This is a genomic window from Bacillus sp. RSS_NA_20 (assembly GCF_020165915.1).
GTDB classification, from domain to species: domain Bacteria; phylum Bacillota; class Bacilli; order Bacillales; family Bacillaceae; genus Bacillus; species Bacillus altitudinis.
On the sequence record NZ_JAIUKW010000003.1, the window covers coordinates 970,257 to 982,275 of the forward strand.

Annotated in this window: 10 protein-coding genes and 5 tRNA genes; 5 read left to right on the forward strand and 10 right to left on the reverse strand. The window is 43.2% G+C overall.

What is annotated here, in order from left to right; all coding sequences use genetic code 11:
• Window positions 1–4 precede the first annotated feature (4 nt).
• The 10 genes from LCD32_RS04905 to LCD32_RS04950 form a co-directional block, all read right to left on the reverse strand.
• Entirely contained in the window at window positions 5–1,411 is a 1,407-nt protein-coding gene (locus LCD32_RS04905) for a YbbR-like domain-containing protein (RefSeq protein ID WP_224562961.1), read from the reverse strand.
• The gene (gene cdaA / locus LCD32_RS04910; RefSeq protein ID WP_008344027.1) at window positions 1,404–2,225 is read right to left on the reverse strand and encodes a diadenylate cyclase CdaA; all 822 of its coding nucleotides are present in this window, start codon (window positions 2,223–2,225) and stop codon (window positions 1,404–1,406) included. The genes LCD32_RS04905 and cdaA overlap by 8 nt, the downstream gene beginning before the upstream one ends.
• Window positions 2,226–2,429: 204 nt before the next feature.
• Window positions 2,430–3,056 carry an anti-sigma-W factor RsiW gene (rsiW, locus tag LCD32_RS04915; RefSeq protein ID WP_008344028.1) on the reverse strand — a complete coding sequence of 209 codons (627 nt, stop codon included), beginning with the start codon at window positions 3,054–3,056 and terminating at the stop codon, window positions 2,430–2,432.
• A 14-nt stretch (window positions 3,057–3,070) separates the two neighbouring features.
• A complete protein-coding gene (gene sigW / locus LCD32_RS04920) occupies window positions 3,071–3,634 on the reverse strand; it encodes an RNA polymerase sigma factor SigW (RefSeq protein ID WP_007498553.1) in 564 nt (187 codons plus the stop codon).
• A 185-nt stretch (window positions 3,635–3,819) separates the two neighbouring features.
• Window positions 3,820–4,731 (reverse strand): arginase, encoded by a 912-nt coding sequence (rocF, locus tag LCD32_RS04925; protein WP_048001374.1) that lies wholly within the window; start codon window positions 4,729–4,731, stop codon window positions 3,820–3,822.
• A 136-nt stretch (window positions 4,732–4,867) separates the two neighbouring features.
• Window positions 4,868–4,939, reverse strand: a tRNA-Gln gene (locus tag LCD32_RS04930).
• A 4-nt stretch (window positions 4,940–4,943) separates the two neighbouring features.
• Window positions 4,944–5,028 (reverse strand) — tRNA-Tyr (locus LCD32_RS04935).
• A 28-nt stretch (window positions 5,029–5,056) separates the two neighbouring features.
• Window positions 5,057–5,129 (reverse strand) — tRNA-Thr (locus LCD32_RS04940).
• A 3-nt stretch (window positions 5,130–5,132) separates the two neighbouring features.
• A tRNA-Val gene (locus LCD32_RS04945) sits at window positions 5,133–5,208 on the reverse strand.
• 6 nt (window positions 5,209–5,214) lie between these two features.
• Window positions 5,215–5,289, reverse strand: a tRNA-Glu gene (locus tag LCD32_RS04950).
• 220 nt (window positions 5,290–5,509) lie between these two features.
• On the opposite strand from LCD32_RS04950, the gene murQ reads away from it, so the two are divergent.
• From murQ to LCD32_RS04975, 5 genes are read left to right on the forward strand one after another with little or no spacing between them, the layout of a single operon-like run.
• A complete protein-coding gene (gene murQ, locus LCD32_RS04955) occupies window positions 5,510–6,421 on the forward strand; it encodes an N-acetylmuramic acid 6-phosphate etherase (protein ID WP_035704324.1) in 912 nt (303 codons plus the stop codon).
• Window positions 6,422–6,433: 12 nt separating this feature from the next.
• Complete coding sequence (locus LCD32_RS04960) at window positions 6,434–7,303, forward strand: MurR/RpiR family transcriptional regulator (protein WP_007498558.1); 870 nt, start codon at window positions 6,434–6,436, stop codon at window positions 7,301–7,303.
• Window positions 7,300–8,679 (forward strand): PTS transporter subunit EIIC, encoded by a 1,380-nt coding sequence (locus LCD32_RS04965; protein ID WP_008344031.1) that lies wholly within the window; start codon window positions 7,300–7,302, stop codon window positions 8,677–8,679. Before LCD32_RS04960 ends, LCD32_RS04965 begins: the two co-directional genes overlap by 4 nt.
• Window positions 8,680–8,691: 12 nt before the next feature.
• A complete protein-coding gene (gene pbp4b, locus LCD32_RS04970) occupies window positions 8,692–10,047 on the forward strand; it encodes a penicillin binding protein PBP4B (RefSeq protein ID WP_216943092.1) in 1,356 nt (451 codons plus the stop codon).
• A 13-nt stretch (window positions 10,048–10,060) separates the two neighbouring features.
• Window positions 10,061–11,980 carry a glycoside hydrolase family 3 protein gene (locus LCD32_RS04975; protein WP_035704319.1) on the forward strand — a complete coding sequence of 640 codons (1,920 nt, stop codon included), beginning with the start codon at window positions 10,061–10,063 and terminating at the stop codon, window positions 11,978–11,980.
• Window positions 11,981–12,019 lie beyond the last annotated feature (39 nt).

Below are 12,019 nucleotides of genomic sequence, written 5' to 3' on the forward strand. Positions count from 1 at the left end.
CCATTCAAGAGGACGCTGCGTCCTCTTTATTATCTTCTTTGACCCGCTGTCTTTGACTCGATTCTTTTTTTGCTTTATCTTGTGTTGATTCCTTTTGACTCTTCTCTTCCTGATCATCATCGGATGATTGATCTTTCCGATCATTCGTAGAAGCCGGCTGATCTTCTGTATCAGTAGAAGTCAGTTTCACTTTGACCTTCGATCTAGATAATGTCCATGTCACATTTTGAGGGCCATTCACTTGTACTTTGACCTCATGTGTTCCTTCGTTTAAGTCCCCGACATTGATATAGGCTTCAATATCTGAAGCCTTTAGTTTATCAATTGCACTCTTTGATCCTTTTGCTGTTAGTGTGAGACGCCCAGAAGACGGACTCACAAATGCAGAGCTAAGATCCTTGCTCAGACCCACGACAGAAATTGGGACATTATCGATCTTTTTTTCTTCAGCTGTTGCAACCTTCACTTTGATCTTAACGGTTTCAGGCGATACCTTTTTCACACCATCTGGCAGTGGAATGTCGGCATCAATCTCTGTATCATCTTTAATCTTGCTTAGGTCGAGCTTAACGCCGTCAATAAAATCAAGTGCATCCAGCACCTTTTGAGAACCGTAGACTGTTACCTCACTTGGGCTTGTCTCGATGCTTGAGATACTGATCCCATCTGGCAAGCTGCCCGTCCGCTCAATCTTAAACGGAACTTTTTTGCTTGGACTCGTAATCGGGACCGTAATATCTACCACAGACGGACTCACTTCGACTGGTAGCTCATTCCCGCTGCTATCATACACAGTGAGCTTCGCTTCTTTCTCAATTTGCTGATCGACATCCTCTAAGTTCACAAATGCTTTAATGACAGAAATTTTGTCGATCACGTCTTTTGAGCCAGTAACCGTGACATTTTTCGGATTCACAATAGGCTGCTCTGGTGAATAGCCGTCTTTGATTTTATTTTGATTATAAAATTCCGTTTCAACAGGGAATTCAGCTGTCGTTTTTTCTTGTATCGTCACAGTCGTCACAGACGGATTAATCGTTAACGTGATTCCTTTCGATACATCTCTTGCCTTCAATTCGACTTTATGTGTACCTGTCGTCAGGTTTTGCATATCTGCGTAAATTTCAAAATTTTTCGTTTGTCTTGCTGTTTTCACAGCACTAGTTGATCCTTTAATCGTGACATTGACTGTCTGCGGCACACCAGTGACTACATACTTTTCGTCGTCATAATATGCTTTAACAGGAATGTCCGTTAAGGTTACCTCGTCTGTTGTCGATGTTGGGAAAAAGGATTCACCGATTTTTTTCGGCGTGGGCGCTTGCGCTGAATTGACTGCACCATACAGCAATAAAGCGAAGACCAATGCAAGAAACTTAACGGCCCAGCGATTATTCAAAATCTTATCCATTTTTCTTGCCCCTCCAATACCATTTGGTCGAGGAAGCATCTTTGCTGTTCTTACTAAACTCAGCAATCAGCATTTCTTCAAGCGCTTCTTCTGTCAATTCTCGATGGAGATCACCATTTCTTGCGACACTAATGCCGCCTGTCTCCTCGGAGACAATAACGGTTAAACTGTCCGTTACTTCACTAATACCAACTGCCGCGCGGTGACGTGTACCGAGCTCCTTAGAGATAAAAGGACTTTCAGACAGCGGTAAATAACACGCTGCAGCTGCAATCTCATCACGCTTCATAATCACAGCGCCGTCATGAAGCGGTGTATTCGGAATGAAGATATTAATCAGCAGCTCAGAACTGACCTTTGCATTTAAAGGAATTCCGGTCTCTATGTAATCATTCATTCCAGTATCGCGCTCAATCGTTAACAGCGCGCCTATTCTTCGTTTTGCCATATAGTTAATTGCTTTTGTAATTGCCTCGATCGTTTTCTGCTGCTGTTCCTCTACAGGTGTTCCGCTTCTAGAGAAGAAACGGCCGCGCCCAAGCTGCTCAAGCGCTCTCCTTAGCTCTGGCTGAAAAATAATAATGATCGCAAGGAACCCCCACGTAATCGCTTGATCCATCAGCCATTGAAGTGTGTTAAGACCGAGATACGCACTTCCCATCCTGACGAGAACAATGACGACAATTCCCTTTAAAAGCTGAACCGCTTTTGTTCCGCGGATGACCATCATTAATTTATATATCACATACCAAACAACGAGAATATCAACAGCATTACCGAGGTACTGCAAAAAAGGAATATCCCCTAAAGCCATTTCCTCGTCCTCCAGAATTTTCAGTTATTCTTCGTTCGATTCATTTTTTATAAAAAAAGAGCCTATGTGTAAGTACATAGCGTGGCTATTATACCACATTTTGTTTCAGCAAGGAAAATAGTTGCCATATCTGGCTGGCATTCAAGTCTGTCCATCAATAGAAAAAGAGCAGTCCCCTTAGAGACTGCTCTCAAACTGTTTGATTTACTTTTGCTCCTCTGGTCCAATGACCCGCATCACGTCTTGTGCTGTAGACTTCATTTTGTACCAAACCCAATCAAACACTTCATTAATTTCATTGATTTGACCAGTGACTTGTCCGGCAGAAGCAGTCAGCTGTTCTCCATTGACGACTGTTACGTTCCCATCAACCTTGCCTTCTACAATCAGCTTGCCATTTTTCACAGTGACGTCACCTTTAACGGTTTCCCCTTTAGGTACCGTCACTGTATCATTTTCAACCACGAGATTCGGCTGCTTTGACACACTGAAATTATGATCCGTATTCCAGCTTGTAAACAGACTGCCTCCCATCAATATGACAAAGAGGGCAGCGGCGACCATTAGCGGATGAGCTTTGATCCATCTTTGAATCGACACACGCTTTTTCTCCTTTGGAAGACCTGCCATCACCTTTGCAGTGAAATCAGATGGTGCTTCTATATGAGATGTACTCTGCACGAGCGCGATGGATTTCTCAATTTGTTGAAAATGAGTACGGCATTCCTCACACGATTGCAGATGGCTCTTTAATTCTTTTTCATCTTCGGGCTCAATGTCCCCGTCTAAATACTGATGCATAAGCAGGACGATTTTTTCCTGACAGCTCATCAAAATCACCTCACTCAAAGGTCTCTCAACTGTTTCCGGAGAGCCTCTCTACCCCTGTGTATTCTCGTTTTCACCGTACCAACTGGTATATTCAGAATCTCACTAATTTCTTTTAACGAGAGTTCATCAATATACTTTAATACGATGACCGAGCGATATTTATCGGGTAATCTTAAAATTTTTTGCTGAATGGTGCTCGATAATTCAAGCGACACCACCTCGTCCTCTGGCAAAATGCCGTCAGCCGCAATTTGAGAATACATATTCAGTCCTTCTGTCCCTGCCACCTCTGCATCTAAATAATAATCCGGCTTTTTTTTACGAATACGGTCGATGGTCAGGTTGGTTGCAATGCGGTACAGCCACGTGGAAAACTTACGATTCACATCAAAGCTCTCAATATTCACATAGGCACGAATAAACGCCTCCTGCGCAATATCTTCTGCTTCATGTGCATTCCCAAGCATACGATAGCACAGCTGATAAATTTTGTCTTTATACAGGTCTACGATGTCTGCAAATGCGTTCTGGTCGCCTTTTTTCACTTGCTTAATTCTCTTTTTAATCATTGTTTCCATAGTATATTCAACCTCTGCCTTCACCGGTCTTTATGTATACGAACCTCGTTCCAAAAGGTTTCATTCTCCTCTAAAAAATAGTGTAACAAATTTTTGACAGCATGTTACGCATATCAGCCGGTAAAAACCTTAACATATCCTTAAATTTCCCCAAAATTAAAAAAAGAACGGGAACAAGTCCCGCTCTATAATAGCTTTTCACCCATTAAAGAACCAATTAATGCAACTGCCGCTTCTGCTGTTTTATTTTTCTCATCTAATACCGGATTCACCTCAACAAACTCAGCAGATGTCAAAATACCTGCTTCCTCTAAAAGCTCCATTGCAAGATGACTCTCCCTATAACTGATGCCGCCTGCAACCGGCGTTCCCACGCCAGGGCACTCCGCTGGATCTAGGCCATCTAAATCAAGCGACAAATGAACACCATCTGTTCTTTCTTTTAAATACGCAATGGCTTCCTCCATTACTCTCGTCATTCCTAAACGATCTATTTCATGCATCGTATACACTTTAATGCCTTTTTCTCTAATTAATGCCCGCTCTCCTTCATCTAAAGAACGAGCACCAATCAAGATCACATTCTCCGGCTTTACTTTAGGCGCATAACCGCCAATATTCGTTAGATCAGCATGCCCAAGGCCGAGACTGACAGCAAGTGGCATCCCATGAATATTTCCAGAAGGAGAAGTTTCCTCTGTATTTAAATCACCGTGCGCATCATACCAAATGACACCCAAATTTTCATAATGCTTAGCTACACCGGCTAGTGTACCAATTGCAATGCTATGATCCCCGCCTAAAATCAGCGGAAACGAACCGGACTGCACAATACTGCTAACCTTTTCAGCAAGAAGCTGGTTTGCGCCAGCATTCTCCGTTAAGTTTTTCAGTTTTTCACTTGTATAGAGACCTTTCTCATCATCCCTTTGCTCAACAGGAATATCCCCTAAATCCTCGACATCAAATGAAAGCGATTCCAATTTTTCTTTTACACCAGCACAGCGAATGGCACTCGGCCCCATATCGACGCCCCTTCTCATTTGACCGAGATCCATTGGCACCCCGACAATCGTGACCTTCTTTTGATCTCCCATATGTACATCCCCTTTCCGTTCATGCTTATATTTTACTTTCTCGGTACCTTTTGACTCAACTCAACAATATTTTGAATAGTTATACATTCCAATCGTCAAAATAAAAAAAGACACCTTTTTGAAAAAGGTGTCTTAACTGGGCTAGCTGGATTCGAACCAACGCATGACGGAGTCAAAGTCCGTTGCCTTACCGCTTGGCTATAGCCCAAAAATGGTGGAGGGGGGCGGATTCGAACCGCCGAACCCGGAGGGAGCGGATTTACAGTCCGCCGCGTTTAGCCACTTCGCTACCCCTCCACATATGGAATTGATAAAAGAAAAACAGTGCCGGCAAGAGGACTTGAACCCCCAACCTACTGATTACAAGTCAGTTGCTCTACCAGTTGAGCTACACCGGCATATGGTGGAGGATGACGGGCTCGAACCGCCGACCCTCTGCTTGTAAGGCAGATGCTCTCCCAGCTGAGCTAATCCTCCACATGATGGTGACCCGTACGGGATTCGAACCCGTGTTACCGCCGTGAAAGGGCGGTGTCTTAACCGCTTGACCAACGGGCCAGTTTGTCAAGTTTACTGTTTCCGTGAAGCTGACAAAAATTATTATATACAGGTTGTCCCCCTTTTGTAAAGGGGATTTTTATTTTTTTTATTTTCTAACTATTCAACCCTCATCAGCACAACATTTCGATTGAAATATAATTTCATTATTTAAATATAATATTGAAATTTCATGTCATATTCAATATACTGAAAATGAAGAAATAAGGAGGTATGTCACATGCAGCCATCTCAACTGCGTTCTTTGACAACAGAATCAAGAAACCCTAACACCATGGGAATTTCACAAGCAAGCCCGCTAGAAATACTCCAAATGATAAATGCGGAAGATATGAAGGTCGCTCAAGCCGTCAACCGTGTCCTTCCAGACGTAAAGACAGCAAGTGACTTTGCCTTTGAATCCATCTCGAATGGGGGCAGACTCATTTATCTAGGCGCTGGAACAAGCGGCAGAATTGGGGTAATGGATGCGGTCGAATGTCCACCTACCTATAGCATTTCACCTGATGTCATCGTAGGCATCATGGCCGGTGGAGACTCTGCCTTTTCACATGCAGCAGAAGATGTGGAAGACAGTGAAGAAGCTGGTCAAAAAGATTTAGAACACATCCACCTGACATCAAAAGATACAGTTGTCGGCATCGCGGCGAGCGGTAGAACACCCTATATCATTGGCGCTTTAAACTATGCTAAAACCATTGGAGCAAAAACAGTAGCCCTCAGCTGCAATGAACAAGCAGAGATTAGCGAACTAGCAGACTGCGCCATTGAAGTCGTCGTAGGACCAGAAGCCATCACTGGGTCAACACGAATGAAAGCCGCATCCGCTCATAAAATGATTTTAAATATGCTTTCCACCTCTGTCATGATCAGACAAGGCAAAGTATATGAAAACCTGATGGTAGATGTAAAAGTAAGCAATCATAAACTAAAAGAACGCGCCATCACCATCATTCAGCATGTGACCAATGCTTCCTACGAACAAGCCGTAAAAGCCCTTGAAGCAGCCGATTTAGAAGTTAAAACAGCCATCGTCATGCTCCAAACCAAAACAGATAAAAAGACAGCCAAAGACCTGCTCAACAAAGCAGATGGTCACATCGACAAAGCCATCTTACGTCATCAATCTTAAAGGAGGAAACTCATGTCAGCAGGCGGACTCACCTTACTACACACAATGAAATCAAAGCTTCCCCAATCTGAAAAAATCATTGCAGACTATATCCTTGCCCATCCTGACAAAGTCATTAAAAGCACAGTGCATGAAATCAGTCAGGCTGCCGGTGCAAGCAGCTCTGCCGTCATCCGCCTCTGTAAGTCTCTCGGGCTGGATGGCTATCACGATTTGAAAATGCGGATCGCTGGAGACTTAATGCACACTGATAAACAAGGCTACCGGGATATCGAACAAGATGAACCACTTCAATCCATTATTCAAAAGACAGCAGGAAACACCATTCAATCGATCAAAGATACAGCCTCTATTTTAAATGTAGAAGCTTTAGAAAAAGCTGTTCAACTGCTGCTGAATGCAAACCAAATCCATTTTATCGGTGTGGGTGCATCTGGCATCGTCGCAGCTGATGCCCAGCAGAAATTTCTCAGAATCAATTATGCAGCCACTGCCTTCACTGACATGCACATCGCATCTACGGTCATCGCAAATGCTGGAAAGAATGACATTGTGTTCGGTATATCCTTCTCAGGAGAAACATTAGACATCATCCAAGCCCTTCAGCTCGCAAAAGAAAATGAAGTGAAAACCATTGCTTTAACGCATCCAGGGCATACAAGCGTTTCTGCATTGTGTGATGTCCATCTATCAACGTCCGGTTCCAATGAAGCACCTTTTCGCAGTGCTGCCACTTCCTCTAGAATGGCACAGCTCTATTTAATCGATGTCTTGTTCCTCAGTTTAGCCTCCCGTCAATATGAACAGACAGCACAATATATTGACAAAACAAGGCATGCCATCCGCTCCATGAAACGAAAAACAAAGGGGGATTCAACATGAGTCATCAAAAAAAATATCAGCAGTTGGCGAAAGAAATCCTTTCACTCTGTGGTGGTTCTGAAAACATCTCTTCCCACACACATTGTATGACACGTCTCCGAATTACACCCATTGATCGTGAAAAAGTGCAAACCACCGCGATCAAAGAACTCGATGGCGTCATTGGCGTCGTCGAAGCGGAAACACTGCAAATCATTTTAGGCACAGGTGTTGTCAACCAAGTATCAAGTGCGTTTGAACAGCTGCTCAACGCCTCAGGTTCATATGACTTAAACAACGAAGCACAGAAAAACAAACAAGCCATTTCACAAAAGAACCGCACACCATTCAAGCTGTTCTTACGGCGGATCGCCAGCATTTTCATTCCCATTATTCCAGCACTCGTTGCATCGGGTCTTATAACGGGTATTACAAAAGCGGTCGTGCAAGCAGGCTGGCTCGATGAAAAATCTCAAGCTGCGATTATCCTAACCGTTATAGGCTCAGGCTTGTTTGCTTATCTCGGTATATTAGTAGGAACAAACGCCGCAAAAGAATTTGGTGGCTCTCCTGCATTAGGCGCATTAGCAGGTATTCTCATCATTAACCCAGCTGCCGCTGATATTATGTTATTTGGCACTAATATTCTACCAGGCAGAGGCGGACTCATCGGTGTTCTTCTTGCAGCTATTTTTATGGCACTTGTTGAGACACGGATCAGACGCTTCGTCCCGCAATCACTCGATATCATCGTCACACCAACCATCACACTACTCATTACAGGCATTTTCACGTACGTTATCTTCATGCCAGTCGGCGGATTTATATCTGATGCCATCACCTCTGGACTTACTTATCTATTAAACATTGGCGGTATTTTTGCCGGATTTGTTCTTGGTGCGACCTTCCTTCCTCTTGTTGTCACTGGACTTCACCAAGGCCTAACACCTATTCATATGGAACTGATTAATTCAATTGGAGATGACCCGCTTCTGCCAATCCTCGCTATGGGAGGCGCAGGACAGGTCGGTGCTGCCTTTGCCATTTATATGAAAACAAAAAAGAAAAAGCTGAAAAGAGCCATTGCAGGCGGACTTCCTTCAGGAATGCTTGGAATTGGAGAACCGCTCATTTTCGGTGTCACACTCCCGCTCGGAAGACCCTTCCTCACCGCTTGTCTCGGCGCTGGAATCGGCGGAGCATTTCAAGCCTATTTCCAAATCGCCACTAAAGCAATCGGGGTATCAGGTCTCCCATTAACCTTTATCGTTCACACACATCAAATGCTACTTTACTTAATAGGACTCTTTATTGCATATGTCGCTGGATTTATCTTCACATACTTATTTGGATTTCATGATGATATGGCTGTTGAATTCGAGGAAAATAAGCAATAGGAGGTCTAGCTCTTGAAGAAATATTTTCTCATCATCACAAGTCTGTTCATGCTCCTAGGGTTACCAGTACAAACATTTGCAACTAGCTCCCATCCTGTATCGTCTTTGTCTAAAACAGCACCTGAAGAATATCCCGTCTTAAAAAAAGCAAAACGACCGGAACAAGTAGGTTTTTCTTCTAGGCAGCTTAGGAAGGTTGATCACATGATTCAAAACGATATCAAAGCAGGGTTTCCAGGGGCAGCACTCATCATTATCAAGGATGGTCAGATCGTCCATCAAAAAGCCTATGGCTACAGACAAAAATATAAAGGGACAACAGAACTCAAATTCTATAAGAAAATGAAAAAGAGCACACTGTTCGATTTGGCATCCAATACAAAAATGTATGCCACCAACTATGCCCTGCAAAAGCTAGTATATGAACAAAAACTAGATGTAAATGAAAAAATACAAACCATCCTGCCCGACTTTCAAGATGAACCAGATGCAAAGGTAACCGGCAAAGATCAGCTTCGAGTCAAGGATCTTCTCACCCATTCTGCCGGACTGCCTTCCAGTGTTTTATTTTATAGCAAAGAGCAAGCGGGCTCTTTTTTCTCTCAAGATAGACAAACAACCATGAAATGGCTGCCAAAGGTACCTCTGCAATACAAGCCAGGCACTCAGCATATTTATAGTGATATTGATTACATGCTGTTAGGCATGATCATTGAGAAAAAAACCGGTATGCCACTTGATCAATATGTAGAGTCGATGATTTATCGACCGCTTGGTCTCAAACAGACCATGTTCAATCCGCTGAAAAAGGGATTCAAGCCAAAGCATTTTGCAGCAACCGAGCGTCTAGGCAATACAAGAGATGGTGTCATTGATTTTGAAAACATTCGCAGGTATACCTTGCTAGGTGAAGTCCACGATGAGAAAGCCTATTACTCAATGGCAGGTGTCTCCGGACATGCTGGACTTTTCTCTAATACATCAGATATGGCCGTACTGCTTCAGCTGATGCTCAATAAAGGAGGCTATGGGAAAACAACCATCTTTGACCAAGCTTCTATCGATCTCTTTACGGAATCATCAGACACGAACCCAACTTACGGGCTAGGCTGGCGGAAAAACGGCAATACTGACATGGAATGGATGTTTGGGAAATACGCAAGTAAAGAAGCGTACGGACACACAGGCTGGACCGGAACGATGACACTGATTGATCCAAAACACAATCTAGGCGTCGTCTTGCTGACAAATAAAAAACATTCACCCGTCGTTTCACCTGAAGTCAACCCAAATCAATTTGAAGGTGACCTTTTCCCAACTGGTACTTATGGAAGCATCATGACTGCAATCTACGAATCTTTTAAGTAAAAGGAGGAATTCGATGTTAAAAGCTCTGTTCCCCGCTGCACTCGTTTTGGCCCTGCTCACCTCTTCCATTCCAACGGAAAAGGTGAGCTCCGCCCCTCTCCCAACTGCCAAACAAATGGTTCAGGACATGTCCTTGGATGAAAAAATTGGCCAAATGCTCATGCCAGACTTTCGCAATTGGCAAGCAGAAGGTGAATCCGCTCCTACAGGCTTCACAAAAATGAATAAAGAAGTTTCTCACCTTGTAGAGAAATATCATTTAGGCGGTGTCATCTTATTTGCAGAAAATGTCGTTGATACGAAACAAACCGTCAAACTCACACATGAATTTCAACAAGCATCACCCAACATTCCTTTACTCATTTCCATTGATCAAGAAGGCGGAATCGTCACAAGACTACAAAAGGGAACACATTTCCCAGGAAATATGTCGATTGGTGCCTCTCGAAGTAAGAAAAATGCTTATGACACTGGAAAAATCATCGGCAAAGAATTAAACGCTCTAGGTATCAATACAAATTTCTCTCCTGTTCTTGATGTAAATAATAACCCGAATAACCCCGTCATCGGTGTCCGTTCCTTTAGCTCTGACCCTGAACTTGTCACAAGACTTGGTCTGCAAACCATGAAAGGACTTCAAAAGGAAAAGACCATTTCCACATTAAAGCATTTCCCGGGACATGGTGATACAGCTGTTGATAGTCACTACGGTCTTCCGCTTGTCGAACATGATCTAGATCGTCTTAAAAAGGTGGAGCTGTATCCATTTCAACAAGCAATCAACGCAGGGGCAGATATGGTCATGACTGCTCATGTTCAATTCCCAGCCATTGATGACACAACGTATAAAAGCAAAAAAGATGGCGAGGACATTATGGTTCCAGCAACCTTATCAAAAAAAGTCATCACAAATTTATTAAAAGAAGACATGGGCTTTCAAGGAGTGGTTGTAACAGACGCCCTCAATATGAAAGCGATTGCAGATAACTTCGGACAGGAAGAAGCTGTGGTAATGGCTATTAAAGCAGGCGTCGACATTGCCCTCATGCCAGCACCTGTCACGTCCTTAAAGACAGAAAAAAACCTAGAGAATGTGTTCAATGCTTTAAAAAGAGCAGTTCTCACAAACGAAATTCCGATATCTCAGATCAATCAATCTGTCGAAAAAATCCTTCAATTAAAGATCAAACGCGGCATCATTTCCGCCAATAAATCAGTAAGCCTTGAGAAGAAAATCAAAAAAGCCACACAGCTCGTTGGTCAAAAGTCGCACCGAAAAGCAGAACAAAAAATGGCACGTGAAGGAATCACTCTCCTTAAAAACAACGACAAAACCTTGCCTTTTAAGCCTAAAAAGAATGACAAAATCGTACTCATGGCACCATACGAAGATCAAACAAAAGCAATGTCCGTCACAATTGAATCTCTGATCAAACAGAAAAAGATTAAACCTGTGCAAATCCAATCATACGCATTTGCAGATAAGAGCTTCTCCAAAGAAACAGCCAAACTCATTCAAGATGCTGACTATGTCATTACCGGCTCTTACGTTGTCCAAAATGACCCGGCTGTGAATGATGGCGTCATTGATGACGGTGTACAGGATCCGAAAAAATGGGCAACGGCCTTCCCTCGTGCTGTCATGAAAGAAGCATCAGCACAAAACAAAAAATTGGTCATCATGAGTCTCCGAAACCCTTATGATGCGGCAAATTTTGAAGAAGCCGACGCCTTACTGGCTGTGTACGGTTTTAAAGGGTACTCAAACGGACAATTCAATCAACCGAATATTCCTGCGGGACTAGAAGTGATTTTTGGAGCGGCCTCACCTAAAGGGAAATTACCCGTCGCTATCCCATCAGTCACTCATCCTAATCAAACCCTTTACCCATTTGGCTATGGACTCAATTTAAAAGGAAAACAGATCAAATAGGAGGGATTCTCTTGAAAAAGACAGCAAGCTTGATACTCG